Raw genomic sequence first — 26,093 nt, 5'->3', positions numbered from 1 at the left:
ACTAACAACACTTTAGCTATTTTCCAATAGTAAAATAAAAAAGCAGCACGCTTAAAACGTGCTGCTTTTTTTTGTGTCAACGTCAAACCGAATTATCTATAAGCGGTTAAGACTTATTGCGATAATCAAAATACCTTGCCAAACCATTTAATAATAAATCATCACGTAACCGCACTGGGCGATTGACATGCTGCGAGATAATGGCTGCATCACCACCTGTCATAATCAATTCAAAATTAGGGTGACGATGGCTAATTTCATTAATCGCGCCGACGATAGAGAGCAAAATACCGCGATGCACCGCGTCTTGAGTGGTCAAGCCTTGACTGACGCTATCAAAAGTACCGTTCGAGATGGTAATCTGCTTAGTACCAGAAAACAGTGACTCACGTTGCAGGTAGATACTGGGGAAAATATAACCGCCCAAATGCTCAGCATGATCAATCAAATCAATAGTCACCGCTGTACCGCAACCAATCACACACTGGCGTTTTTTCTTATCGACCGCGCCTAGCATCTGTAGCCAACGATCACAACCGAGCTGCTGATCATTGTAAGCACTTTTCATCAGCGCATGTGCTGCATCGACATGGACAAACTCAAACGGAATATTCAAACGACTGAGTGTCTCTGATACTTTGGCATTGAGATTGTCACCCAATACCGATGAGATACCAATAAAGTCAGGTGCATAACGCTCAAAGCGATCCGTCAGACCCATAAGTAATTCGGCAGGCGCTTGCAAATGCTGCTTAGCATCATGCGCGACTATTTGTCCGATATCATCGGTTAGCCAGTATTTTAGGCGGGTATTTCCAAGATCAAGCCAGAGCATAAAAGTCCCTTTATATAGTGCTCGTTAATGATGAGGTTCATCAATATAGTCGTCTAAGCCTAATAAATAACGTCGATGCGTCCAGTAAAAAGCGTAGAAATCTTACCGCTATCTTGGCGCAATTGCAAACAGCCATGTGTGTCGACACCGCAAGCGATTCCCGTCACGACTTTTTCTTCGTTATTATAGTCTTGCGTGACGCGTAAGCGCAGACCCGATAGCGCATCCATCGTCGTAAACTGCTCCAAAAAACTATCCAAATAATAAGTATGACCCGTTGGCTGCTCTATGCCCAAATGCTCAAAGCGTGTCATCGCCGCCATCAATGCTTTGCACATCTGCTGATAGAGCATTGGTAGGTCTGGTAGGCTCGCAGGTTGTGTCTCTAAAGGCAGCCTCTCATTAATGTCTTGTAAGCTAATCGCTTGGTAACTCATGCCCTCAGACGTTTGCGTAGTGAGCTTTGGTGCTGCTTGTACGTTTAGGCCAATACCTAGCACCACACCGACTAGCTTGCCAGCTTTCGTCACTGGCTCTATCAAAATCCCAGCCAGTTTATTAAAGGGTAGGGTACGCTGATTTGCTACATCACTATCCAATACGGAATCCAATACCGAGCTGTTCGTTATAGGCTGCTCTTTGGATTGCTCTTTAGGTAGCTCTTCAGATTGGCTCTGAGCTTGCTGATAAAACCCCAAGTCATTTGCCCATTTCACACCGATTGGTGTCAGTCCCTGTACTTGCAGTTGCTCGTTCAACATTTGAATGACGGGCATTTTTGCCAGTTCAAGGCCAATGATGAGCGATAGCAAACCACTAATTGGCATATGCACAGGATGATATAGCGACAGATAGACATTGCCGCGCGGTGATTGCCACGAGCGCCCGTGCTGACCACGACCTGCGCTTTGGGTTTCTGCCGTCAAAACGTGTACGGTGGCAACATCTAACGACCCGTTTTGCAAGGCTTCTATCAGCTCGCTATTGGTCGAGGCGCTACTAGCCACATGACGGTGATTGAGCTCGGATAAATAGGGAGGAAAACTAGTGAGTGGCGGCATAAGTTTAGTCGATGTGGTTAAAGGAAACTTTGATATACTGAGCGATTGTTGCGGTCAGACAGTACCGAGTAAACAGCATAAAGGTCGCGTTGAGATTTGGCAAATACAATTAAGCACGCCTAAGCGCTAGTGAGTACTATAGCGCCAGTCAGTATTATAAAAGGTTCGTTCTATGATGTTATATGTGTGGTTTGTGATTGCAGGCGCGTTTGCGGGTGTCAGCGCGGGCTTGTTTGGCGTCGGCGGTGGCATGATTATCGTGCCTGCATTGGTCTGGATTTTTACCGCTTATGATTTTTCGCCAGAAGTAATCACTCACTTGGCCATTGGTACGTCATTAGCGACCATCGTTGTAACTTCAATCAGCTCACTGACGGCACATAACAAGCGCGGCGGCGTGCGCTGGGAAGTATGGCGCAAGATGGCGCTTGGATTGGTCATCGGTAGTTTAGTCGGTGCTGGTATCGCGGATATGATTGATGGACAAGCACTACAGGCTATCATTGGTTTCGGTGCGCTATTGGTCGCTCTAAAAATGCTGTTCTTTTCGAATAAAGAACAAGTGGGTAAACCGTTACCATCGGCTGGTGTACAGTTTGGTGCCGGTACTGGCATTGGTATGGCGTCCTCTATTTTTGGCATTGGCGGCGGCAGTCTAACCGTACCGTTCTTGAACTGGGCAGGGCTGCCGATGAAACAATCGGTCGGCACGTCAGCAGCGTGCGGTCTACCAATTGCCTTGGCTGGAGCAGCAGGGTTTGCTTGGTTCGGTCAAGACGTGGTCAATCTGCCCGAGGGCACGATAGGATTTGTCCATGTCACAGGATTCTTGTTTATTTCAGTTGCCAGCTTTGCCATGGCAAAAGTCGGTGCCAAGCTTGCCCATGTCTTACCTGCGCTGATACTTAAGCGCGCATTTGGCATATTATTGATATTTGCTGGAGGGCAGTTGTTATTGAGTGGGTTGGGTGTCTTATAGCAATAATGAGTTTTTATAAAATTAGTATGCAAACCGTGAGACATTATTAGTATGAAAGCTGCAGAAAAATACCGCCGTGTTTTCGGCTCAATGAATCATCTAAAAGACCAGTTATCATGGACGACGGGTCTCTCTAATATGGTAGAGTTTTTGGCATGGGAGCCGCAGCGTATTTTAGGCATCACTAAAAAGCAATATGTACGCCAAATCATTGAGTGGGTCGCTCACCCAGAGTTAAAGGATAAAAATATAGAAGAGATTGAGCAATCAGTCATCAAAAAGCTCAATACAAAAATGAATGAGACTGAGCAGCTAGAGACGTATTCAACGCAAACGATGGGTATCTGTAATGCGAGAGAAGCCGTGCGCCGCGTAACGTTTTTTTCTGAAGACTATCTAAATAAAGAATTCGATATCTTTTTGAGTTTGTGCAGTGATGTTTATCTGAACTTATTTTATCAGCAATTTATTAGCTTTGAGCCAAGTGGATCATGGTCGACACATGGTAATAGCGGCATGTTTGAAAACAGTACAGAGCTAAAAGCAATGTATATGGACAACCTAGCCTATAACCATCAGGCGAATGTGCTGATAGCGAATGAGTTAAAACTCGCTGGTCGGAAAAACCCAGACCCAATCCTAAAGTATTGTTTGATGTATGAACACTTATTAGAAAAAGGCTTTATCGATAAAGAGGCAAAGTTTTTGCTGTTATTTATCGGTGGTGACGCGCTAAAGCAAAACAAGCAAACGCTCGTAGATCGGGAGCTGGCTCTGTGTCATAAACGGCCAAGGAAATATCAGCATTTGCTAAGGCCAGAGCTGTTAGAAATAGTCGATCATTTAGAAGTGGCAAGTATCTCTTGGTCAGCCTTTATCGAGTTTAATAATCGCTATTTAGCAGAAAATAACGTCTGCCAAGTGGAGCAAAAACTGCTGCGAGGGTTCCATCAAAGCCTTGAATCAAAATCGTTTATGCACTTAGCCGTTTAACCCTAAAAACCCAGCACAATTTCAGGTAGAATAGCCGCCTGTTTTTGCTAAGTTTATTGACTCTTCATGCGTTTAAAATCTCTAAAGCTGGCAGGCTTCAAATCCTTTGCCAATCCAACCACTTTTACTTTTCGTCATGGTATCACTGCCATCGTCGGGCCGAACGGCTGTGGCAAATCCAATGTGATTGATGCCATCCGCTGGGTGCTAGGCGAGACCTCCGCCAAGCAGTTACGCGGCGGGGCGATGAGCGATGTTATCTTTGCTGGTACGCAAGATAAAACAGCAAAAAGCGTCGCTAGTGTCGAGCTGACCTTTGAGCATACCCAAGATGAGCAGACTGGTATTCGCCACGAGTTTAACTTGTACCAAGAGCTATCGGTTCGCCGTCAGGTAAATAAAGATGGCCGCTCAGATTATTTTATCAATGGTACGCGTTGCCGTCGCCGTGATGTGGTCGATGTGTTTTTAGGTACCGGACTGGGTGCACGTAGCTATGCGGTGATTGAGCAAGGCATGATTGGGCGCATCGTTGAGTCTAGTCCCGTGCAGCTGCGTGAGTTTATCGAAGAGGCGGCAGGTGTCTCACGCTATCAGGCTCGCCGTGAAGAAACGCAAAAGAAGTTAGAGAAGACAAAAGACAATCTAGCGCGTTTACACGATATGCAAAGCGAATTACTACGCCAACAGAAAACACTGTCTAAGCAGGCGGCTAGTGCGCAGCGTTACGAGGAGTTGGCATTAACACTGGCTGATATCGAGCAGCAGCTCGCCATTCAGCAGCTTTATCAGGCCAAGCAAACGCATCAACAGCAGAAAGTAGCGCATGAGCATAGTGCTACTGAGGTTTCGACACTTCAAGCTGACTACGACACGCTCAAAGATCAGCAAGACAAACTCACTGCTCGTATTAACCAAGAGCAATGGCTCAAAGACGATGCCCAGAGCGCTCACTATCAGCAGCAGCTCGGCTATCAACAAGCGGAACATCAATTGAGCGATGCTAAGTCACAGCTGGTTACTATTGAGCAGCAACTGTCTGGCTTGGCTCAGCAACGTGAGCAATCACTCGCTGATATCGAACGGCTCAACGCTGAACAAGCTGAGCAGCGTCAAGCGCTAGAAGTATTACGCCCGCAGCTGACTGAGCTGACAGATAAACGTGATAACTATAAGCGCAATGAGCAGCCACTACAACGCGCGTGGCATGAAGCGCAAAACAATCTGTCACGCTTACAAGATAAAGCCCGTTCGCTTGAGCAGCAGCAAGCTATCAACGCTCAAGCACAAAAGCGCCATCAACAAAGTCATGATAAATGTCAACGCCGCGAGCAAAACTGGCAAAACCTGTGGCAGCAATTACAGCAGTCTATAGCGCCATCTGCATCTGACAGTACTGATATGAGTAAGACGGATAATGCGCAAGATCTAAGTCAGGTGCTAGAACAGCAAGTTACTGAGCTAAACACACATTTGCAGCAGGTTGAGCGTCAACGCGAAGCCGTCGATGAACGCTTGTCCGAGATACAACCGCAAGCGCATAGTTTGCAGCAGAGACTAAACGCACAGCAGAGCGAGTTGAGCGATTATGAAAAGCGTCATGCGCTACTGGCAGGCGAATACGATACCCTGCATCAGATACTGCATCCGAAACCTACACAACAGCCGCAGCCGCAATCAGAAAAGATTAAAGCTACCGCGACAGATAATGTAGATAGCGATGGCATACTTAATCAGCCTTTAGCCATCGCGACGCTACGTGCGCAGATTGAGCTAAGTGCGAAAGGGCAGGAGTATGCGCCGCTACTCGATAGTATCCTAGCATTATGGCTAGACAGCCATGTGCTGACATCTAATCCACAAGCTAACCAACAAGCTAATCAAATTAAGCAATCAGACGTTAATAACGCTAATGATATTTCTCAACAAGCGAATAGCTTATGGCAAGCGCTTGAGCATGACGTTGCAGATTTACTGACTTATCAAACGGCACAAAATACGTCTGCCACTGCAAAAGATAAAACTCTAGTAGAGACGGGTCATAGCTTATGGTTGCCTACTGCGCAAAGTGCTATTAGTGAAAATGCGTTTGTCAGCGAATTGCCAGATAGTTTGATTGATAAAGTATTGCCATTATCGCAGTTGATTACTCAGCCGCTACTCTCGCTATGGCAACAGTGCTATATATATACAGCGCAGCTTGAGACCAGTGAGCAGCATGAGGTTGATACACTTACCGATGTTCTAAAGTCATTACCACCGTCCGCTATTTTACTTACCGTAGATGGTTGGCTGATCAGTCGTCATGGAACCATTAATTTAAGCAAATTCGCTGGTGCACAGGATGAGCAAAACGATAGCAATAGCCAATTTCTCACGCAGCGTCTACAACAGCGTACGCGTTTGCAGGCGTTAGAAGACTTGCTTGATAAGTTTGAAACCAAAATACAAGATCAGCAAAAATCTATCGCAAAAGACCAGCGCGATTATGATGCATTGTTAGTTAGCTTGGAAGAAGCGCGTGCGCAAGCTGAGCAGTTAACCCGTGATAAGCATAAATATCAGCAGCAGTTAACCACCGAGCGAGCCAACGCTGAGCGCTTGCAAGCGGATAGCCAACGCCTAAACGCTGATAAAGCAACGCTTGAGCAAGAAAAGCAAGAACTGGCGCAAGAGCAACAAACCATTGAACAAGAACAACAGCACATTGAAAGTGAGATCGCTACGCTAACGCCGCAAATAGCAGAGGCACGGGCGACAACTCAGCAACTGCAAGCTGAGCGCAGCGAGCTAAACCGCGCGCGTCAAGCTGATGATGACGCATGGCAAGCATTGCAGCTGCGTATTCAGCAATACGAGATGCGTTTAGAACATAGTGTTAGTAGTCTAGCTCGTGCGACTGAGCAACATGATAAATCCTTAGAGAATGAGCAAAGTCTACAGACGCGTCACGATCAGCAGCAGGCCAAATTGCCAGAGCTACAAGCAGCCTTGCAGTCTGCACAGGTAACGCGCGATGAGCAGCAAGTGCTATTGAATGAGCGCGATACTGCGCTAATGGCATTAAAACAAACGTACGCTGAGCAGCAGACGGCATTTGATACATTGCAAAACACATTGCAAACGCAGCAAAGCGAGCTTGCCCGTCATGCTACTGAGTTGGCATTAAGCGCGGCACGGTTAGAGGATGCTAGCGCACACACGCAGAGCGCTTTAGATGCTTATTATTGTGTGAGTCATAAATATAAAGCGCAAGCTGAGCAACCTCAACAAAGCATGAGCGTCTCAAACTTGCTAGCAGATTTCATTGCTCATGATCGCCGCGTCCGTCCAGACAAAATCGCTGAGCTTGAATCTGAGCGCGCCAAGTTAACCCAGCAGTTGAGCAAGATTGGGCCAGTGAATCTAGCAGCGGTCGCAGAGTTAGCCGAAGTGAACGAACGCCTAGAGCCACTCGCACAGCAGACGGCAGATATCGCGGCCAGTATGCAGACATTGACCGAAGCGATTGCCTCTATTGATGAGACGACCAAGACGCTGTTTATGCAGACGCTTGATGCGGTCAATAATGAGCTGGCCAATTTATTTGCCAAAGTCTTTGGCGGTGGACAAGCCAGTCTGACACTGAACACCGACGAGATGCCAGCCAATACGCCAAAGTCAGAGCAGTGGCGGGCAGGGCTTACCTTGATGGCGCAGCCGAAGGGTAAACGCAACAGTCGCTTAGCGGTATTATCGGGCGGTGAAAAAACCCTTACCGCGCTAAGTTTGATTTTTGCGATATTTAAGCAGCATCCTGCACCGTTCTGTGTGCTTGACGAGGTCGATGCACCGCTTGATGATGCCAACGTCGCGCGCTTTACCAGTCTCATCCATGAGCTAGCAGATGATTTACAGTTTGTTTTTATCAGTCATAATAAATTAACGATGCAAATTGCTGATGAGCTAAAAGGTATCACTATGCCAAGTGCAGGCATTTCTACACTAGTCAGCGTGTCGCTTGATGAAGCTGCGCGTTACGTAGAGAGCTAAGCGTGAAATAGTCGACACTAAAAGTGCTATGAGAATCAGCGCGATGCAAATATAATCAATCAGTTGGCATAAATGCAAATAAGCTTGACGTCAGTCCAGCATACTGGTTATAAAGTACACAATGTGGTGACGATATAGGTCAGCCATGCTAGAATATTGCCATTTATGCTCGTTTGTGTATTCTCTTTTGTTATATATACTAGGATGTATTTATCATGACCGTTATTCAGTTTATATTGATTGCCATTGCCGCGTTTATCGTGCTCGCAGGGCTGTTTATGGTCATTCGTAGCTTTAAGCGCCGCGGTGCTACCGAAGCTGCTGCGGTCAATTATGATAAAAATGGTATTCCGATCATACCGCGTCACGAGCGCAACATCGTCGATCAGCCAGATCTTGATGATACAGTCGCAGGCGAGACGAGCATCGGTCCTGACCGTAGTTACTTAGATGCTGTGGTTGAAGAAGAGCCATTGACGCAATCGCATACCAATGTTGGTGCTCAACTAACGGCTGAGCGTGACCATGTAGCAACTGACGACCATGACGTCATCGATGAAGCAGACTACGCGCGCTGGCAAGAAGAGCAGCGCCGTGCCGATAGTGCGGAGTTTGTAGAAGTCGCCGATCAGATGCATATCGAGCAAGAGCCTGATGCATTCTCTAGCCTAATGTCAGCGACCGATAGTCTGATGCCAACCATCGATACGGCAGAAGAGCCAAGCTTCGATGACAATAGCCCGATACTGGATCAGCATCTATCAGAGTCAGGTGATGATGCGCAAAACGGCCCATTGATTAATGCCAAAGACAATATCAACATCACCATCTTGCCGCACCAATATCGCGATCGTCCAGCGGCGATTATCCGTGGTCGTGACCTGCTAGCGTTGATTGATAAATACGGTCTACGCTATGGTGCGATGAATATGTTCCATCGCTATGAGCAGAAAGACGGCACTGGTATGTTGTGGTTTAGCATGATGGGCATCACTGATAGTGGTATCGCGCCATTTGATCCGCATAGTGTCGCGACCAATACCTATAACGGTGTCGTCGTGTTCTTATCATTGCCGCATCCACAAGCCGTGCGCAGCTTTGATAGCATGATGAGCATTGCTTACATGATGGCAAGCGATCTTGACGCCATTATGCTTGATGAAGAGAATGAACCAATCACGCCTGAATACAAGCAGCAGCTACGCAACCAAGTCCGTGATTATGAGGGTTAGCAGTTTAAAGGCTAAAAGCTACAAAAGTTAAAAGCTGATTAATATTAGAAATCATAACAAGGGCAAATAGCGATTAACGTTATTTGCCTTTTTTATTGGGCTATAGTTTCCGCAAAGTACTAACCATAGATAGTAGACTGAGCAAGCCTGACATGGTATTTGATTTATATAGGATTGACTATACCGAGCTTCCTACAAACTTGTTATCATATCGACATCTTGAATTGCAAAAAAGACGCCGACTATGACTGACTCTACCTCATCAAATAATTCTAAAAACCTATCTGCTCAAGTAGAAAGCCAAGCACCTGCGACATCTAATGTACCTAGTTCGACTGACAGTAGTACCAATAATAGTGCAGAGATTGTCTCAAAAATGCGTGCGCTTATTGAAGCGATTAAGACGCATAACTATGCCTATTATGTGCTCGATAATCCGATTTTAGAAGACAGCGAGTACGACCAATTGCGTCGCTCGTTGCTTGAGATTGAAGAAGAATATCCAGATTTGGTGCAGCCAGACAGTCCAATCAATCAAGTCGGCGATATGCCGTTATCGGCCTTTACCCAAGTCACGCATGATATTCCGATGCTGTCGCTAGGCAATGTCTTTGAATATGATGATTTGCGCGATTTTATGCGCCGCGTCAATGATCGTCTCAGCGACTCGCAGCAAAACCCTGAATACGAGATGGAGCTAAAGCTTGATGGGCTGGCTGTCTCACTGAAGTATGAGCACGGAAAATTTGTCCAAGCGGTTACGCGCGGTGATGGGCAGACAGGCGAGGATATTACTCAAAATGCTAAGACCATTCGTAACTTGCCACTATGGATAGCTGATGCTGCTGATATTGAGTTGCTAGAAGTGCGTGGTGAAGTGTTGATGCCAAAGGCAGGATTTGAGCGTCTTAATCGATTGGCAGAAGAGAACGAAGGCAAAACTTTTGCTAATCCGCGCAATGCCGCTGCTGGTAGCTTACGTCAGCTAGATCCAGCGATAGCAGCCAGTCGTCCACTGGCATTTTACGGCTATTCGGTCAATCAAGGTTTACCAGATACTATCGACACGCAGTCAGGGGCATTGGCATGGCTTACCGAGCTTGGATTTACCGTCAGCGCAGTAGAAGTGGTGGCAAATCCACGCGCCGCGCAGACGTATTATGAGTCAGTAATAGAAGGGCGTAGCGATCTGCCGTTTGAAATCGATGGCATGGTGATTAAGGTCAATAGCCTTGCGTTACAGCAGCAACTTGGCTACCTATCACGCGAGCCACGCTGGGCAACTGCTTATAAATTCCCTGCCGAAACTGTGATGACACGTCTCAACGATATCGAGTGGCAAGTCGGCCGTACGGGTCAAATCACACCAGTCGGTAAGCTCGAACCTGTCAAAGTTGGCGGCGTCACCGTCAGCAACGTTACATTGCATAATTTTGGCGAGATTCAGCGTTTAGATGTGCGCGCAGGCGATACGGTCAGCGTCCATCGGGCAGGCGATGTTATCCCTAAAGTCACTCGTGTTTGGCACGATCAGCGCTCAGCTGACAGCGAGCCTGTCACACTACCCTCTACTTGCCCTGTTTGTGACTCTCCTGTGGTGCTGCCTGAAGATGAAGCATTGGCGCGCTGTACGGGCGGATTGTTTTGCCCAGCGCAGCAGACGGAGGCGCTAATACACTTTGTCTCGCGTCGTGCGATGGATATCGATGGACTTGGTGCGAGTTGGCTGATTAGCTTCTTTGAGCATGGTCTGGTCAAAACCGTCGCTGATATCTATCAGTTGCACAATCATGCGGATGAGATGGTCACCTTTGAAAAACTGGGTGAAAAATCGGTACAAAATATCATCAACGCTATCGAAGCTAGCAAACATACAACATTGGCTCGCTTTATTTATGCGCTAGGTATTCGCGGTGTTGGTGAAGGCACGGCACAGAACTTTGCTCAGCAGTTTGGTGATTTAGATAGTCTCATGGCGGCCAGTATTGAGACCCTGATAAAAACGCCAGATGTCGGCGAAATCACTGCCGAGCTGACCTATAAGTTCTTCCGTGCGCCGCACAATATCGAAGTGATTAATTCATTGCTTGAAGCTGGCGTCTATTGGGATAAGGTCGCGCAGGTCGCATCAGAAGGGCTGCCACTCGATGGGCAAACGTGGGTCATCACAGGTGCGCTCGATAGCATGGCGCGTGATGAAGCCAAAGCCAAACTACAAGCGCTGGGTGCAAAAGTATCAGGTAGCATCTCGGCAAAAACCACTGCGCTATTGGCAGGGGATAAGGCTGGCTCTAAACTGACCAAAGCAGAAAAACTCGGCGTTAAAGTGGTAGGTGAGGAAGAGTTTTTGGCGATGGTTGGGGATGAGAGCCGTTAAAAAATTGCACTGCTAACTGCTAACTGCTAACTGCTAACTGCTAACTGCTAACTGCTAACTGCTAACTGCGAGCAATAGCTCTTGTCTTGCGTCAGGCAAAACAGTGTTTTGCTTATGCCTCCTCAGGTTCGCAAGTGAAAATCCCTTAAAGGGGATTTTCTGGTTAGGTCATACTTTAATAACTCGCTCGTCCCTAGCGTAAGAGCAAAAGATAAAGATTTAAAAGCATGGCTTCAGCATCGCTTACTTTAATAGTGGGCAAATATGCGGGTCATGAGCCGTCTTTCTTTAATGGTTTACTCGGCGCTCGTCCCTCGCGTACAGTTTTCGTCTTTTGCTTTAGTAGAGAGTTACGGTTACTTTATTCATTCGCGCCAGAGTAAGCATTTTGCACATTTTTGAGTAGGGTGTGCCCAGCGCACTCTACAAATGAAATTACTCCGCCATCTCACCATGCGCCTTCACTTCACCTTTCTTACCATCTGGCTGAATCACGATAGGTAGCACCAGCCCTTTAGCAAAGTCATCAGACAGCACATAATCATAGCGACTGGCAGAGACATCGGGCGTGGTATGAATGATAAGCGTCATCTCATTGCCATCGGTTAGCTCGTGTGAGACATAGGTTTCGCTGAGTTGATCTAATGCTTTCGATAGCGCTTCGTTACTTGCCATGCTCACCGTCAGATTATGCTGAGCGGTCGCAGCGTCCACTTTGAAATAATCTGCATAGTCTCGGACGTTTTGACTATCGATCGCAAACGGGTACTTATAGTTGGTAGGGTCAGCAGGCTTTGTACCACTGTCTACCAGTGACCAGTCGATGGTGTCGGCTGCTGGTGCGGATGGATCTGCTGCTGCCTCCGCAGTTTGCTCAGTGGCATCGACAGAATCGGTAGCGTTATCGCAGCCTGTCAGCGCCCACATGCTTGCCGTTGCAATTACCATCATACTTATCAGACGCTTTGCCATCGAGTTACCCTTTTGATTGTTGGTCATGATTGATTTGCTCTACCTGCTATTTTGACAGCTTTCTTTATGCTTCTCTAGCGAAATACATTAGATGGCAAATTTCGATATAGCTTAATCCTCTATAAAAGAATGACAGCGTTAAGCTCGCTTGAAGTATCACAGTTATATCTGCACTCGGCTGCCTTATACTACTTTTAAATTGAATCAACTATATAGTCAAGTCTATATAAATCCTCTACATCTTCATCCTTGCTAAGCGTACTAATGTATAACTTGCACTCGGTTTCCTTGCATCGAAATTATATTGAACTGACTATACACCCCTCTACTTGGAACTGTTTTTTATAGCCATTTCTATAAAAACATCAAACGAACACGCATAAAAAAGCAGCCACTATTTAATGACTGCTCTTTGTCTATTACGATATGAGCGTATCTCTAGCTGATTAGATTTGGCAGTTTACTTGATATTCTTTACCGTCAGCCCACTTCATCGCAAAGATGCCTTTGTCACCTTTCATGTGCCATGCATAGACGACTTCTGGGTTTGAATCATTTACATAGCTTGCAACTTCGCCTTTCACTTTACCGTTTAGAATGATTGGCTGCTCGGCCCATTTTACTTTTGGCAAGGTGACGTTGAGCATCACTTGTTCTTTATTGATAGATTGCTTTGCCATGATTTTGCTGTCATCGGTGCAGGTGTATGGTGCTGGTGCCATACGATCATAGGCGGCGGTTACTTTTTCTGGAACTGGCGTATCAGTTGCATCTGGGGTAGTTGGTGCGGTGGTCGCACAAGCGCTCAATAGGGCAAGGACTGGTAGGGTAGTCGCAATTTTAGTTATCATTTTCATAGTGCTCTCCAAAGCTTTTCTCTGATGTCATTTACTTGTTCTTAATGATGCGTTTAGCATATGAGGGTTATAGTAGCGAAAACGAACCATTTCAATGTTAGGAATTGTTCGTTACCTGTTAGCTTCGTTACCCAACCGCTGTCTAATGTAACTTGTAATCTGAGACATAGCGAGAAGCAAGCCGTGTTAGCTATGAAGTGCGCGTCTATAAACTTGGTGCATAAAAAAGCGTCTATCAACGAGTGGCTGATTGACGCTTTTTTGTTTTACTTAACACGCTTTAGATTGAGCATGTATTTTTATACTATGAACATTACTTGCTATGAACACTACTTGGTTTTGCGTGGTGGCAGACCAGTATGCTGCGTTTGGAAATTGCCTTTGCTGACTTTCTTCTTACCCGCCATGCCTTTGCCTGCTGCGCCTTTAGCTGACGCACTGTTGTTTGACGAGCCATTACTGCGCTTCACTGAATCATTGCCAACACGGCTATTCTTTTTGCGCGCTGACTGATAAGTATCTTGCGCGGCATCACGCCCTTCTAAACTGGCGTTAAATGGTGGAATCAAGCAACCACGATTTTTACCAATCAAGTCGCTACGACCCATGTCTTGCAGGGCTTTACGTAGTAGTACCCAGTTTTTTGGATCATGATAGCGCAAGAACGCTTTATGCAATTTGCGCTGCTTGCCAGACTTGACGATATCCATGTCACCTTCATCACGGCTGACCTTATGTAGCGGATCTTTGTGCGTGTGATACATGGTAGTCGCGGTCGCCATTGGGCTTGGATAAAACGCCTGTACTTGGTCAGCACGGTAGCCATTACTTTTGAGCCAAAGCGCAAGATTCATCATGTCTTCATCTTTGGTACCCGGATGGGCGGCGATGAAGTAAGGAATCAGATATTGCTCTTTGCCAGCTTCTTGGCTGAATTGCTCAAACATGGCTTTGAATTGATCATAGCTGCCCATGCCAGGTTTCATCATCTTCGATAGCACGCCTTCTTCAGAGTGCTCAGGCGCAATCTTGAGGTAACCACCGACGTGATGACTGACCAATTCTTTAACGTATTCAGGATCTTTCACTGCCAAGTCATAACGTAAGCCTGAAGCAATCAGGATTTTTTTCACGCCTTTGATATCACGCGCTTTGCGATATAGCTTGGTCAAGTTACTGTGATCGGTAATCAGGTTTTCACAGACATCAGGATAGACACAAGATGGCTTACGGCAGTTCTTTTCAATCGTTTCGTCTTTACAGCTGAGGCGATACATGTTTGCCGTTGGGCCACCAAGATCAGATATCACGCCAGTAAAGTTCGGTGCGGTATCACGAATCGCTTCTACTTCACGCAAGATTGAGTCTTCTGAACGGCTCTGGATAATGCGGCCTTCGTGCTCAGTGATCGAGCAGAAAGTACAACCACCAAAACAGCCGCGCATGATATTGACCGAAAACTTAATCATGTCATAAGCAGGGATACGCGCATCGCCATAGCTTGGATGCGGCAGGCGTGCATACGGCAAGTCAAACACATAATCCATCTCTTCTGTCGAGAGTGGCACTGGTGGCGGATTGAGCCAAACGTCGATAGAGGTATGCGAGTTACCAGCACCGCTGCTATGACGCTGTACGAGCGCACGGGCATTACCTGGATTGGTCTCTAAATGCAGGATACGACTTGCATGAGCATAAAGCACAGGGTCCGATTTGACATGCTCATAGTCAGGCAGACGAATGACGGTTTTTTCACGTGGTGGCATTTTTAGCTTATGCTTACGTGCGGTCATTGGCTTATCAAAGCCGCGCATTTGCACCACTTGCGTCTCTTCATCGACTTGTTCAGCGTTGATGACTTTATTGGCAACTGGTTCTGCGACAAAACCCTGATATTGCGATGACATAGATGAAGGCATGGCTTGGCCAACAGGCGAGTCCGATGGTTTGTTCTGCTCAATTGAACAGCTATCAACGTCTTCGGTCATTACATAAGGGTTGATGATTGGATCGACACGGCCGACAGTATCGACATCGTTACTCGCAACCTCAGTCATATCTTCTTGCCAGTGACGACGAGTCGGGGTCAATAAGTAAGCCGTACCGCGCAATTTGCTCATCTGCTCAAAGCTATAGCCTTTAGACAGACCATGTACTACATCGACGATCGCACGCTCAGCATTACCATATAGTAAGACATCAGCACGCGCATCTAGCAAGATACTACGGCGGACTTTGTCTGACCAATAATCGTAATGAGCGATACGGCGTAGACTGCCTTCGATACCGCCTAAAATAATAGGCACATCAGGATATGCTTCACGACAGCGTTGGCTATAGACGATAGCCGCGCGGTCAGGGCGTTTGTTTGCCACATTGCCTGGAGAGTAAGCATCATCGCTACGGATTTTGCGATCGGCAGTATAGCGGTTGATCATGCTGTCCATGTTGCCCGCGGTCACGCCATACGCATAGACAGGTTTGCCAAGTTCCATAAAGGCGTCTTTGCTCTTCCAATCTGGCTGAGCGATGATGCCAACACGGAAACCTTGCGACTCTAATAGACGACCGATGATGGCCATACCAAAGCTCGGATGATCGACATAGGCATCACCTGAAATGATGATGACGTCACAAGCATCCCAGCCCAGATCGTCCATCTCTTTGCGGCTCATCGGTAGATAAGGCGCCGGCTCGTAGCAGCTCGCCCAGTGTTTGTCATAATCATAAAGTGGCTTGGTGCCTTGTTTAAAGGCAGTGCGGGCGATGGTATCGGCAGACATGGGCGGACCTGTTAATTAGAAAAATGGCACTAAAAATACAGCCCTTATTACCCAATGATAATAAAGGCGAATTTAAAAGCGCTCATTTTAACATGAATCGCCTTCACTATGCGACCTATTCTATGAGGGGCGATTGCCGATAAGTTATTGATAGCGTGAGATAAACTGCTCATGCAAAGTAAGCTGCTAGCATAGCAAGATAATAGTAAAAATAGCTTAGCTATAACTGTTACGTTATTAGTTTCATCACTAATTTTATAAAGGCCATTATCAACTCTATAGAATTTCCTTTTAACAATCACTGTCTATACTATTTCGACTTATAGCCACATTCTCGCAAACGTAATAGTCAAAATAGCGACTTGGTTGATACTGGTCATTTGTTTTCTTATATTTATAAGTTTCTTTAATTTCTAATAATAGGTTTTGGCACAGGTTTTGCTCCACCCTTATTAGGGCTTATTTGTGTGTATTAATGAGTAAAAATAGTGCACCGATAAAATTTGAACGGCTAGATAAGTGTTTGGAGATAAAATGAAAACATCATCTGTTGGACTGGACACGATAAAGACATTATCAAAACTATTAAAATCATCGCTAAGTAATAGGCTGGTGCTAAGTACAGTATCGTTTGCAACGATGGGTAGCGCCCAAGCTGCTGAGACTGACACATTGACCGTGGCACAGCTACTCGAATATCAAAACATCGCTTGGATTATCTGGGGCGGGGTATTGGTGTTCTTTATGCAGGCAGGTTTTGCTCTACTTGAGAGCGGTTCAGTACGTGCGAAAAATGCGGTAAACGTGATGATGAAAAACTATACCGATATGTGTATCGGTGGTCTGGCGTTCTACTTGGTTGGCTTTGGGCTGATGATGGGTACTAATAATTCAGGCTTTGTCGGTACGGATCATTTTATGCCAGTCGCGTTGTCCAATATGGACTGGGCGTTGATGTTCTTTCAGATGATGTTTGCAGCGACAGCGGTGACGATTGCAAGCGGTGCGATGGCAGAGCGCGTTTCCTTTATCGGCTATGCAGTGGCGGCATGTTTGATTTGTTTGTTTATCTATCCTGTGTTTGCCAGTTGGGTGTGGGGTGGTTACTTTGGCGGTACAGGTTGGCTAGCTGAGCTTGGCTTTATTGATTTTGCTGGGTCTACTGTCGTGCATTCTATCGGGGGTTGGTTGGCGCTAGCAGGTATCTTGGTTATCGGTCCAAGGCTAGGCCGCTTTGCCCCTGATGGTACGCCAAGACTCATCGCAGGGCATAACATGACGTTGCTAGCGTTGGGCGGATTTATCCTATGGTTTGGCTGGTTCGGGTTCAATGCTGGATCGACATTGTCTATCACCGGCAATATTGGTCTAATCGCAGTCAATACTTTTGTCGCTGCAGTCAGTGCGGTGGTGAGCTACATGCTGATCTCCCGATCGCTCAACAAAGCCATTTTGCTGAGCGATAGTGTCAATGCCAGTTTGATTGGTCTGGTATCGATTACTGCAGGTTGTGCGACCACAACGCCTGTATTTGCCATTATTATCGGTGCGGTCGCTTCAGTGGTGTATATCCTATCGTCGCAAGCGCTACTAAAATTCAAAGTAGACGATGTAGTATCGGCAGTGGCAGTACATGGCTTTGGCGGGGCATGGGGTACGCTCGCCGCAGGATTGTTTTATACAGGAGATTTATTTAACTTATCACGGCTTGGCGTACAAGCGTTGGGTGTCGGCGTGGCGTTAGGCTGGGGACTGGGATTGGGGCTAGTGATGTATAAGCTGATTGATCTAAGCTTTGGGTTAAAAGCAAGCCGCTTACATGAGCAGCGAGGTCTTGATTATACCGAGCATGCAGAGCTTGGTTACCCTGAGTTCCAGAAGCAAATGTTTGATTCCAAGAGTTTAACCGAGCGGCATTTATAGGAGAGAGCTGATGAATATTGATACTCAATCCGTAGACCAAGCTGTGACTGCGATGGCAGAGGTGCTTGCTGATTATCTACATCCTGAAGAGGTGCGACTGCTTAAATCACAGTGGCAGCGTTACTCGACGGTCTCTGTAAAAATGATGCAACAGTGCGTCTTGGATGCGACAAGGCGCTATCCTGAGCTGCAAGCTTATAAGTCTGATATTAGGAAAGGCTTTTGGGCTACGTTGCAAGCGGATAGTCAGCAAACAGTCGAGGCCGATAATCACAATGGTTATAATAGTCACAATAGCCACAATGAAACAGTCAAAGCGCCAGTCCCTGTCTCTGAGCTGGTTTTGGCGTTTTATACTGTCATAGAAGCGCTGCGTAGCCAGCTATCAGAAACAGAAAGTCGCAACCTATTCTTGACTATGCACCAAACTGTTTCGCAAGAACGCACCTTCAAAGGGCATAGCCTTAACATCAGTCAGTTTTTAGAAGGCAATCGTCCTTCTGTACCTGATAATGAGCACCTGTTAAATAATTTGATGCAGCTGGCTTATGTATGCTTATGCGATGTTGCAGGCCCTGTCGAAGCAGATGAGATGATGTTTCGAGCGGCAGAGAAGGCAAAACAAAACTACCCGAAAACACTGGTTGAAAAGTTATTCTAAAGTATTAAGCAGGCACGTTACGATTGAGAACGGAATACCTTTTGATAACGTGCCTTATATAAAGGGGCTTTTATAACGTAGCTTTCATGGTGTGCCTTGATACTAGACGATGAGCGGTCTAATAGTTAACTATCTAATCTAATAACTGAAGCGGGAAAGTAATTACGTCAAAGGCGAGGGCAAAGGGTAGCAGTACCAGTTTTTGTGCGCCATTTGGACCGCTACGAGTGACAACATCTTGCTGAGTCTGTGTATAGAAGCTCACCGTATAGGGTTTGGTCAGTGCGCGATAGTTTGACTGAATCAAACCCAAATTACTAACTTGTGGATAGATAGCGCCTTTGACAGGAACGTTAAAACAAAAGCGCTGAGCATTGATACGTTGATCGCTCGCTGAGGTGCACTCTTTACCGTTATTTTGCAAAAAGAACTGGTAGTCTGAGCGCCCAAACTCATCTTTTAATTTAGCATAAGACAGTTTCATCTCACCTTGGAAGTACCCATCATTATTGGGTACATGAAAGCTCATGTCGTTATCCACTTGAAGATTTTTTTGCGTGAGGTTACTCAGTAAGTTCACCATTTCTGTCCCACCTTGGGTGAGGACGTAGCTGTTCTTCTCTCCTACGATAACCATCGACGCGTTTGGCATTTTTGGTAACGCCTGCGCAGGGCGACCAAAAGCAACAATTTGATCTTCAGACAATATTTGCTTCGTCGTGTTCATAGTGACATGCCCGCTATTGTCTAATAGCGAGCTGGTCGCACAGCCTGAGCTGGCTAGTACCGTAGCAAACAGAGCACCTGCTATTACCTTTTTCGAAATTAATGGTTTTGGGTTTAACGGGTTTAGTGACGCTTTCATATTCTTATTAGCAGCGTTTGTATGGTCAGTCATGATTAGGCTTCCTTGTCTAATAAATGGGCTTACGAAATTAGCTATTGGAATTTAATTTCCATCGAACGTTTAACGATATCGTACAGGGTTTAGAGCTAACTTAGCTACTTATCATCCATTGTCATATGATAGGTAAGTGTAGCGGTGACTAACTAATTATAATTAATCTAGCGTGATTTTGGTTCCACTCTTAGTAAAGTTCATCACAAACTGGCTTTTGAAATTGCGCACATTATTTTCGTAAGTCAGTAAGCTGCGGGTGAACTGATGATAATCGCTCATGTTTTTTGCATTGACCATCAGCATAAAATCAAAATCGCCCGATACTTCATAACAGCTCATGATACGTGATTGCGCGTCCATCAGGCGCTCAAACCGATGTTGCATTGAAGTGTTAGAGCGCTCCATTTCTATCATTACTACTGCTGTCAGACCATAGCCCACTTTGTCAGGATTGACGATGGCTACTTGTTTGGTAATCACGTCACTATCTATCAATGCTTGTATACGCCGCTGCGCCGTTGCAATAGATACATGCACTCGTTCTGCGACAGTTTTAAGCGGTAATGTCGCATCATCTTGCAGCAAGTTCAAAATAGCTTTATCAATGTTATCTAAAGTATGGCTCATATCAGGTCATCCTTAACAGCAGAGTTCTTTATCGATTTTTATAAATATTATCACTAAAAACCCTAATATAAGAAAATAATGATTTATAGGATACCTATTTGATATATTTATTCATAAGTACATCTATATAGAGATAATATATCAAAGCACCCTAGTAAAATAGACCATACCAATCAGAGCTGCTTTAAAAAAAGAACTAACAATTGGTTTTTTATCATCTATTAATAGCTACGGTGCTTATCATGTCTATCTCAATGCTCTCCAATGTATTCGCTAATACGCTAGCAACGACTGCTGCACGTTTGCCACTACCTGCGATTTGGACGACAGGTAGCGCACAACAACGCACTCTGATATTAGGGGTGTCTTTTGCCATATTGTCCAATGTGCTATTTGGCGTACTCTATGCCTATAGCAGTTTTTTGTCGCCATTATCAGGGACGCAAGTTTTTATCTGGCGCATGCTCGCGATGTGGGCAGCGTTGGTCGGATACCTGATGGTAAGTGGACGTCTGGGATTGCACATCGATAAATTGAAAGTGATAAAAGGCGCTAAGCAGTGGGCTTGGCTGCTATTACCTACGCCAATATTCCTTAGCCAGTTTTGGTTATTTATGTGGGCGCCAGTGAATGGGCAAGGTGTGCAAACCGCGATGGGATACTTCTTATTCCCGTTAATGATGGTAGTGTTTGGTTGTGTCCTCTTTGGCGAAAAACTAAGCCGTTTGCAATGGTTGGCAGTGGCCTTTGCTGCATTGGGCGTGGGTAGCGAAATTATCCGTACGCAAAGTGTCTCTTGGGCGACGCTATGGGTATGCGGTACGTATCCTGTTTATTACATTTTACGCCGACTGCAGGGAGTCGGAGCCGTAACTGGATTATTGGTTGATTTAACGATATTTGCGCCCTTTGCGCTGGCTTACTTGTTCTTCTTTGCCCCAAGCAGTTTGGCATTGGTTAGCGGCTCTGGTTTCTTTATCATGATGCTAATAGGTTTAGGTGTGCTCAGTGTCTTGGCGATGAAGAGCAATATTGATGCCAGTCAAATGCTACCAGTTAACGTCTATGGCATGATGAGCTATCTAGAGCCAGCGTTGCTATTTATTTTGGCAGTGACCATACTAGGCAACCCATTTGAGTCAGCGATGATCTATAGCTATGGTCTGATTTGGTTAGGTATTGGGTGTTTGATTGCCCATGGTATTAGGCAATTACGTCAGCCTAGTAGAAAGACAGCATTGTCTTTAGAAGAGCAAATTGCATAATAGAATGGATTGCTAAATGCTTGTATGAGTTATTATTGGTAGCTAAAGCTGGGCGATAATATTTATAGATATCGTAGACAACAAAAAAGGACGGCTCAGTAAATCTTGAGTCGTCCTTTCTTATATAGATTAAAAAATGCTTAATCTAAATGCTGTTTGAAACCGCGCTGCTTATCACGTTCCCAGTCACGATCTTTTAGTGTTTTACGCTTATCATGTTGCTTTTTACCCAAGGCTAGGCCAATTTGGCATTTCACCAGTGAGTTTTTCCAGTAGCAAGATAGCGGTACGCAAGCATAACCTTTCTGGTTGATTGCCCCAGATAGTTTTTCGATCTCACGACGGTTCAGCAGCAGTTTACGGGTACGAATACTGTCTGGACTAACGTGCGTTGAGCTCGATAGCAATGGCTGAATGTGCGCACCAAACAAGAAAGCTTCGTTGTTGCGGAATATGACGTACGCTTCGGTAATGGTCATTTTTCCTGCGCGAATGGCTTTTACTTCCCAGCCTTGTAATGCCAGTCCTGCCTCAAAGGTTTCTTCGATAAAATACTCATGACGCGCCTTTTTATTAGCGCAAATCTGATTATCTGGCTTTTTTGATTTTTTTGACATAATTTCTCCATAAGGATGACCTAAAACACAGGTTCCTTATTTCATCAGTCCCACTAATTCCTCATCCTAATCCAATAACTAGTCTTGTTTTTTATTTCGATTATGAGATGGATGAGTCGAACTGCCTATTGTATCAAAGCCTCTAGTGAAAAGGTAAATCAGCTGTTAGGACAAATGTAGCAGATAAGTATTAAGTTTGAGCAAAATTTGCTAGCATATGGCCTAATATCACCGATTATATCAGTCATGCTATGAGCCACTCTATTTCTCCCAATTCCTCAAAGCTACATACCAAAATCCTATACCCTGGTACCTTTGATCCTATTACCAATGGTCATGTAGATTTGGTCACACGCGCCGTCAAGCTATTTGATGAGGTCGTTATCGCGGTTGCCTCAGGCCATCATAAAAAACCCTTGTTCAATTTTGAAGAGCGTGTGGCTTTGGTCGAAACCGTATTTGCAGATTTACCGCAAGTATCTGTCATTGGTTTTGAAGGGCTGCTTGTTGACTTTATGCGTGAAAAAAATGCTACGGCAGTTTTGCGTGGCTTGCGTGCAATGTCAGATTTTGAGTACGAGTTTCAGCTAGCCAATATGAATCGTGAGCTTGATGAAAACTTTGAGGCGGTGTTTCTGACCCCATCTCAAAACTACTCCTTTATATCATCTACCATGATTCGCGAAATTGCTAAGCTTGGTGGTGACGTTAGTAAATTTGTCCCACCCTGTGTCTTGCAAGCTTTTGACAAGAAATTAAATAGTAACTAAAAGATGCTGCATCAAAAATACTCTGCTAGCACTTGCTAAAACAGTCAAGCGCAGCCAGATAGGGCTAATACGAGCAAAAATATAAGGAGCAGTTTATGGCGCTATTAATCACTGATGAATGTATCAACTGTGACGTGTGCGAGCCTGCCTGCCCAAATGAGGCCATCTCAGAAGGCGATGATATTTATGTCATTGATCCAGATCTATGCACAGAATGTGTCGGACATTTCGACGAGCCGCAATGTGTGGTGATTTGTCCAGTCGACTGTATCCCTCATGACCCCAATCATGTCGAGACAGAAAATGATTTATTAGCCAAATACAAGCGTATTACGGGTCAATAAAACATTGATAAGCGATTGATGACGTTTGAGTTTACAACGTTTTAGGGACAATACGATGACTACAAAAACAATGACAACCAAATCTATGCAAGTAGCCAGTGAGTTCGATCAGCAACACCTTTGGCATCCATATGCTAGCCTGCCACCCACTTATTCTAATATCGTAATCGATCGAGCTGAAGGTATTTATATCATCACCGAAGATGGCACGCGCCTGATCGATGGTATGTCGTCATGGTGGGCGAGCGTTCATGGTTATAACCATCCAAAACTGAATGAAGCACTAACTAAGCAATTGGGTAAAATGGCGCATGTCATGTTTGGTGGGTTAACCCATCAGCCAGCGATAGATTTGGGTAAAAAACTGCTCGACATTGTCCCTACTGGACTTGATGCAATTTTTTATGCGGACAGTGGCAGTATTGCGGTAGAAGTAGCACTGAAAATGGCGCTGCAATATCAAGTGGCTGCCAAGCGTCCAAATAAGCAGCAGTTTGCCTCTACCCATTCAGGGTATTATGGAGACACATGGCATGCCATGAGTGTCTGTGATCCTGTCAATGGAATGCACAGTCTATATGGCAAGCAATTACCGATGCAGCATTTTGTCCCTGCACCACAACTTGGCTTTGATCGCGCCTTGACAGTAGATGAGCGTGAATCATTAGCTCAGTTTTTTGTCGAGTATGGTGAGCAGCTGGCAGGGTTTATCATTGAGCCGATTATTCAGGGCGCAGGCGGGATGCGTTTTTATAGTCCTGAATATCTGCAATTGCTGCGTCAACTGTGCGATGAGCATGATGTACTATTGATTGCAGATGAAATCGCTACTGGGTTTGGGCGTAGTGGTAAATTATTTGCGTGTGAACATGCGGCTATTAGCCCTGATATCATGACCATTGGTAAGGCGTTGACAGGTGGTTATATGACTTTTGCTGCAACGCTATGTACCCGAAAAGTTGCCGATACCATTCATAATAGTGACTATCCAGCCCTTATGCATGGCCCAACTTTTATGGGCAATCCACTGGCTTGTGCAGTTGCTTGTGCATCGATTGATTTGATTATGTCTTATGATATTGAAGCGCGTACCGCAAACATGCAGAATATTATGGAACAGCAGCTAGAACCAGCCGCGTTATCAGAAGGCGTTGCTGAAGTACGCTGCTTGGGTGCAGTCGCTGTGATTGAGCTGGACGAAGCGGTTGATATGCCTGTATTTCAATCTTTATTAATTGATAACGGTATCTGGGTCAGACCATTTGGGAAGCTAGTATATATCATGCCACCCTATGTGATTACTGATGATGAATTGACTACCTTATGCCAATCACTGCTAAAAGTAGTACGTACGTATTTAGAAAACCGAGGTCAACCATGAGTGTTTTATTTGTTTCTGGTATCGATACCGATATCGGTAAAACCTATGCTACTGGACTGCTTGCCAAAGCGCTTATGCAGCAAGGTGTGAGCGTCATCACTCAAAAGCTAGTACAGACGGGCGTATCGATAAATCCAGATAATGGTGAAATGAATATCGCTGATGATATTATTACTCATCGTCAATTAATGGACATACCTCTACAGCCATGTGACCTCAATTTTACGACTTGTGCTCATCGTTATAAGAAGCCTGCGTCTCCTCATCTGGCTACTAAGTTATCAGGAGAGACACTTGATCCTGATATGATTACTAACGCTACCAAGCGTTTGCAATCTGAGTATGAGCTGGTACTACTAGAAGGTGCAGGTGGCTTACTTGTGCCGATTACAGAGAATCTACTGATATTAGATTATATTGCCGAGCAAGGCTATCCAGTTATTTTGGTCACCTCTGGTCGATTGGGCAGCATCAATCACACTTTACTGAGTTTAGAAGCCATAAAATTGCGCGGATTAATGGTACATAGCATAATTTATAATCATATTCATGATGATGCTGAACAAACGGATACTGAGATCGCAAATAGCACTATTGAGTTTATACGAAAATACTTGAACAATAATTATCCCAAAGCGCATTGGCTACAGATTCCGTATTTAAAAGATAATCTGGTCGGTAATATTGAAACACTGCCAGAAAATTTTGTTTAGCCCATTTGTATTGTCCACAAAAATAAATCCAAAAGACATTCGCAGGCAGTCATAAGTTTGCTATACTAGCGCGCTTGGTAGACTAGGCGATCGCCGCTGCACACTGGCAACAGATGAGCAGGGGAGGAAAGTCCGGGCTACATAGGGCAGCGTGCCAGCTAACGGCTGGGCAGGGTAACTTGACGACCAGTGCAGCAGAGAGTAGACCGCCTTTGGTATCTTAGGGTATTATCGGTAAGGGTGAAAGGGTGCGGTAAGAGCGCACCGCGTGGCTGGTAACAGTTCACGGCATGGTAAACTCCACGCGTAGCAAGACCAAATAGGCATCGGCATGGCGCGGCCCGCGTTCGATGCGGGTAGGTTGCTTGAGCGTATTAGCGATGATACGCCTAGAGGAATGATCGTCCACGACAGAACCCGGCTTATCGGTTTACCAAACCTTTTTTATTGTTTGATGTAGTACTAGTTGCAATTAATCTGAATTAAATTCGTTTTTTTGCAAAAAATGCTTTTTAGGGGTTGACGGCAGTCAATAGCTTGGGCATAATGTGCAGCCTAAAACGGCGATGTAGCTCAGCTGGTTAGAGCGCATGACTCATAATCGTGAGGTCAAGAGTTCAAGTCTCTTCATCGCCACCATATATAGCAGTACAAAAAAAACCAATCTATTGAGATTGGTTTTTTTTTGCCCAAAACAAATGGTTTTATAAACTAGAAGTAGTTGATACATAGCATCTTTAATAACAATTACTTACAGATTTCTTACTAAA

Annotated in this window: 20 protein-coding genes, 1 tRNA gene, 1 other RNA gene and 1 pseudogene; 14 read left to right on the top strand and 9 right to left on the bottom strand. The window is 45.3% G+C overall.

Annotation, left to right across the window (positions count from 1 at the left end; genetic code table 11):
* Positions 1-106: 106 nt before the first annotated feature.
* Both ACQKCP_RS06565 and ACQKCP_RS06560 read right to left on the bottom strand, forming a co-directional pair.
* Positions 107-835 carry a pantothenate kinase gene (locus tag ACQKCP_RS06565; RefSeq protein ID WP_101205592.1) on the bottom strand — a complete coding sequence of 243 codons (729 nt, stop codon included), beginning with the start codon at positions 833-835 and terminating at the stop codon, positions 107-109.
* 59 nt (positions 836-894) lie between these two features.
* Positions 895-1,896 (bottom strand): biotin--[acetyl-CoA-carboxylase] ligase, encoded by a 1,002-nt coding sequence (locus tag ACQKCP_RS06560; RefSeq protein ID WP_427611735.1) that lies wholly within the window; start codon positions 1,894-1,896, stop codon positions 895-897.
* A 175-nt stretch (positions 1,897-2,071) separates the two neighbouring features.
* Here ACQKCP_RS06560 and ACQKCP_RS06555 point away from each other — a divergent pair, with 175 nt between their 5' ends.
* The 5 genes from ACQKCP_RS06555 to ligA all read left to right on the top strand — a co-directional run bounded on the left by ACQKCP_RS06555 (position 2,072) and on the right by ligA (position 11,509).
* Positions 2,072-2,875 carry a sulfite exporter TauE/SafE family protein gene (locus tag ACQKCP_RS06555; RefSeq protein WP_427612030.1) on the top strand — a complete coding sequence of 268 codons (804 nt, stop codon included), beginning with the start codon at positions 2,072-2,074 and terminating at the stop codon, positions 2,873-2,875.
* Positions 2,876-2,926: 51 nt separating this feature from the next.
* Complete coding sequence (locus tag ACQKCP_RS06550) at positions 2,927-3,868, top strand: hypothetical protein (RefSeq protein WP_427611734.1); 942 nt, start codon at positions 2,927-2,929, stop codon at positions 3,866-3,868.
* 66 nt (positions 3,869-3,934) lie between these two features.
* Complete coding sequence (locus ACQKCP_RS06545) at positions 3,935-7,900, top strand: AAA family ATPase (protein ID WP_427611733.1); 3,966 nt, start codon at positions 3,935-3,937, stop codon at positions 7,898-7,900.
* Between the two features lie 215 nt (positions 7,901-8,115).
* Positions 8,116-9,132 carry a cell division protein ZipA C-terminal FtsZ-binding domain-containing protein gene (locus ACQKCP_RS06540; protein ID WP_427611732.1) on the top strand — a complete coding sequence of 339 codons (1,017 nt, stop codon included), beginning with the start codon at positions 8,116-8,118 and terminating at the stop codon, positions 9,130-9,132.
* A gap of 376 nt (positions 9,133-9,508) precedes the next feature.
* On the top strand, positions 9,509-11,509 hold the full coding sequence (gene ligA, locus ACQKCP_RS06535) for an NAD-dependent DNA ligase LigA (RefSeq protein WP_427612029.1): 2,001 nt from the start codon (positions 9,509-9,511) through the stop codon (positions 11,507-11,509).
* Positions 11,510-11,944: 435 nt separating this feature from the next.
* Here the strand turns inward: ligA and ACQKCP_RS06530 are convergent, their stop codons facing one another.
* From ACQKCP_RS06530 to ACQKCP_RS06520, 3 genes are all read right to left on the bottom strand, one after another.
* Entirely contained in the window at positions 11,945-12,508 is a 564-nt protein-coding gene (locus ACQKCP_RS06530) for a hypothetical protein (protein WP_427611731.1), read from the bottom strand.
* A 419-nt stretch (positions 12,509-12,927) separates the two neighbouring features.
* Positions 12,928-13,338, bottom strand: a complete 411-nt coding sequence (locus ACQKCP_RS06525; RefSeq protein ID WP_101204281.1) for a hypothetical protein — start codon at positions 13,336-13,338, stop codon at positions 12,928-12,930.
* 329 nt (positions 13,339-13,667) lie between these two features.
* Entirely contained in the window at positions 13,668-16,121 is a 2,454-nt protein-coding gene (locus tag ACQKCP_RS06520) for a YgiQ family radical SAM protein (RefSeq protein WP_427611730.1), read from the bottom strand.
* A 639-nt stretch (positions 16,122-16,760) separates the two neighbouring features.
* Here ACQKCP_RS06520 and ACQKCP_RS06515 point away from each other — a divergent pair.
* Together ACQKCP_RS06515 and ACQKCP_RS06510 are read left to right on the top strand one after the other, a co-directional pair.
* Positions 16,761-18,044, top strand: coding sequence for an ammonium transporter (locus ACQKCP_RS06515; RefSeq protein WP_427612028.1), 1,284 nt, complete (start codon positions 16,761-16,763; stop codon positions 18,042-18,044).
* Positions 18,045-18,054: 10 nt separating this feature from the next.
* Positions 18,055-18,705, top strand: coding sequence for a hypothetical protein (locus ACQKCP_RS06510; RefSeq protein ID WP_427611729.1), 651 nt, complete (start codon positions 18,055-18,057; stop codon positions 18,703-18,705).
* Between the two features lie 133 nt (positions 18,706-18,838).
* Here the strand turns inward: ACQKCP_RS06510 and ACQKCP_RS06505 are convergent, their stop codons facing one another.
* Together ACQKCP_RS06505 and ACQKCP_RS06500 are read right to left on the bottom strand one after the other, a co-directional pair.
* Positions 18,839-19,603: a hypothetical protein gene (locus ACQKCP_RS06505; protein WP_427611728.1), complete on the bottom strand. Its 765-nt coding sequence runs from the start codon at positions 19,601-19,603 to the stop codon at positions 18,839-18,841.
* Between the two features lie 162 nt (positions 19,604-19,765).
* Positions 19,766-20,233, bottom strand: coding sequence for an Lrp/AsnC family transcriptional regulator (locus tag ACQKCP_RS06500; RefSeq protein ID WP_101204277.1), 468 nt, complete (start codon positions 20,231-20,233; stop codon positions 19,766-19,768).
* A 242-nt stretch (positions 20,234-20,475) separates the two neighbouring features.
* Between ACQKCP_RS06500 and rarD the strand changes: the two genes are divergently transcribed.
* Positions 20,476-21,498: an EamA family transporter RarD gene (gene rarD / locus ACQKCP_RS06495; protein ID WP_427611727.1), complete on the top strand. Its 1,023-nt coding sequence runs from the start codon at positions 20,476-20,478 to the stop codon at positions 21,496-21,498.
* 140 nt (positions 21,499-21,638) lie between these two features.
* Here rarD and smpB read toward each other — a convergent pair whose 3' ends face one another.
* A complete protein-coding gene (smpB, locus tag ACQKCP_RS06490) occupies positions 21,639-22,115 on the bottom strand; it encodes an SsrA-binding protein SmpB (RefSeq protein WP_057758370.1) in 477 nt (158 codons plus the stop codon).
* 251 nt (positions 22,116-22,366) lie between these two features.
* Between smpB and coaD the strand changes: the two genes are divergently transcribed.
* Positions 22,367-22,885, top strand: coding sequence for a pantetheine-phosphate adenylyltransferase (gene coaD, locus ACQKCP_RS06485; RefSeq protein WP_427611726.1), 519 nt, complete (start codon positions 22,367-22,369; stop codon positions 22,883-22,885).
* Positions 22,886-22,929: 44 nt separating this feature from the next.
* Here the strand turns inward: coaD and ACQKCP_RS06480 are convergent.
* Positions 22,930-22,980, bottom strand: a pseudogene (locus ACQKCP_RS06480) (hypothetical protein); the annotation flags it as partial.
* Between ACQKCP_RS06480 and ACQKCP_RS06475 the strand changes: the two are divergent.
* From ACQKCP_RS06475 to ACQKCP_RS06455, 5 genes are all read left to right on the top strand, one after another.
* Positions 22,981-23,229, top strand: coding sequence for a YfhL family 4Fe-4S dicluster ferredoxin (locus ACQKCP_RS06475; RefSeq protein WP_058024492.1), 249 nt, complete (start codon positions 22,981-22,983; stop codon positions 23,227-23,229).
* A gap of 55 nt (positions 23,230-23,284) precedes the next feature.
* Positions 23,285-24,610: an adenosylmethionine--8-amino-7-oxononanoate transaminase gene (bioA, locus tag ACQKCP_RS06470; protein ID WP_427611725.1), complete on the top strand. Its 1,326-nt coding sequence runs from the start codon at positions 23,285-23,287 to the stop codon at positions 24,608-24,610.
* Entirely contained in the window at positions 24,607-25,323 is a 717-nt protein-coding gene (gene bioD / locus ACQKCP_RS06465; protein WP_427611724.1) for a dethiobiotin synthase, read from the top strand. The genes bioA and bioD overlap by 4 nt, the downstream gene beginning before the upstream one ends.
* Before the next feature lie 74 nt (positions 25,324-25,397).
* Positions 25,398-25,764: RNase P RNA component class A (gene rnpB / locus ACQKCP_RS06460), an RNA gene on the top strand.
* A 121-nt stretch (positions 25,765-25,885) separates the two neighbouring features.
* A tRNA-Met gene (locus ACQKCP_RS06455) sits at positions 25,886-25,962 on the top strand.
* Positions 25,963-26,093: the final 131 nt, after the last annotated feature.

It is taken from the genome of Psychrobacter sp. NPDC078631, assembly GCF_050268165.1.
GTDB lineage: Bacteria > Pseudomonadota > Gammaproteobacteria > Pseudomonadales > Moraxellaceae > Psychrobacter.
The sequence above is the reverse complement of the archived record's forward strand: the minus strand, read 5'-3'. Positions and strand labels throughout refer to the sequence as shown.

Bases quoted from the DNA above. Each gene is read 5' to 3' on its own strand.
- ACQKCP_RS06565 (WP_101205592.1), bottom strand. From the start codon at position 835: ATGCTCTGGCTTGATCTTGGAAATACCCGCCTAAAATACTGGCTAACC.
- ACQKCP_RS06560 (WP_427611735.1), bottom strand. From the start codon at position 1,896: ATGCCGCCACTCACTAGTTTTCCTCCCTATTTATCCGAGCTCAATCAC.
- ACQKCP_RS06555 (WP_427612030.1), top strand. From the start codon at position 2,072: ATGTTATATGTGTGGTTTGTGATTGCAGGCGCGTTTGCGGGTGTCAGC.
- ACQKCP_RS06550 (WP_427611734.1), top strand. From the start codon at position 2,927: ATGAAAGCTGCAGAAAAATACCGCCGTGTTTTCGGCTCAATGAATCAT.
- ACQKCP_RS06545 (WP_427611733.1), top strand. From the start codon at position 3,935: ATGCGTTTAAAATCTCTAAAGCTGGCAGGCTTCAAATCCTTTGCCAAT.
- ACQKCP_RS06540 (WP_427611732.1), top strand. From the start codon at position 8,116: ATGACCGTTATTCAGTTTATATTGATTGCCATTGCCGCGTTTATCGTG.
- ligA (WP_427612029.1), top strand. From the start codon at position 9,509: ATGCGTGCGCTTATTGAAGCGATTAAGACGCATAACTATGCCTATTAT.
- ACQKCP_RS06530 (WP_427611731.1), bottom strand. From the start codon at position 12,508: ATGACCAACAATCAAAAGGGTAACTCGATGGCAAAGCGTCTGATAAGT.
- ACQKCP_RS06525 (WP_101204281.1), bottom strand. From the start codon at position 13,338: ATGAAAATGATAACTAAAATTGCGACTACCCTACCAGTCCTTGCCCTA.
- ACQKCP_RS06520 (WP_427611730.1), bottom strand. From the start codon at position 16,121: ATGTCTGCCGATACCATCGCCCGCACTGCCTTTAAACAAGGCACCAAG.
- ACQKCP_RS06515 (WP_427612028.1), top strand. From the start codon at position 16,761: ATGGGTAGCGCCCAAGCTGCTGAGACTGACACATTGACCGTGGCACAG.
- ACQKCP_RS06510 (WP_427611729.1), top strand. From the start codon at position 18,055: ATGAATATTGATACTCAATCCGTAGACCAAGCTGTGACTGCGATGGCA.
- ACQKCP_RS06505 (WP_427611728.1), bottom strand. From the start codon at position 19,603: ATGACTGACCATACAAACGCTGCTAATAAGAATATGAAAGCGTCACTA.
- ACQKCP_RS06500 (WP_101204277.1), bottom strand. From the start codon at position 20,233: ATGAGCCATACTTTAGATAACATTGATAAAGCTATTTTGAACTTGCTG.
- rarD (WP_427611727.1), top strand. From the start codon at position 20,476: ATGTCTATCTCAATGCTCTCCAATGTATTCGCTAATACGCTAGCAACG.
- smpB (WP_057758370.1), bottom strand. From the start codon at position 22,115: ATGTCAAAAAAATCAAAAAAGCCAGATAATCAGATTTGCGCTAATAAA.
- coaD (WP_427611726.1), top strand. From the start codon at position 22,367: ATGAGCCACTCTATTTCTCCCAATTCCTCAAAGCTACATACCAAAATC.
- ACQKCP_RS06475 (WP_058024492.1), top strand. From the start codon at position 22,981: ATGGCGCTATTAATCACTGATGAATGTATCAACTGTGACGTGTGCGAG.
- bioA (WP_427611725.1), top strand. From the start codon at position 23,285: ATGACTACAAAAACAATGACAACCAAATCTATGCAAGTAGCCAGTGAG.
- bioD (WP_427611724.1), top strand. From the start codon at position 24,607: ATGAGTGTTTTATTTGTTTCTGGTATCGATACCGATATCGGTAAAACC.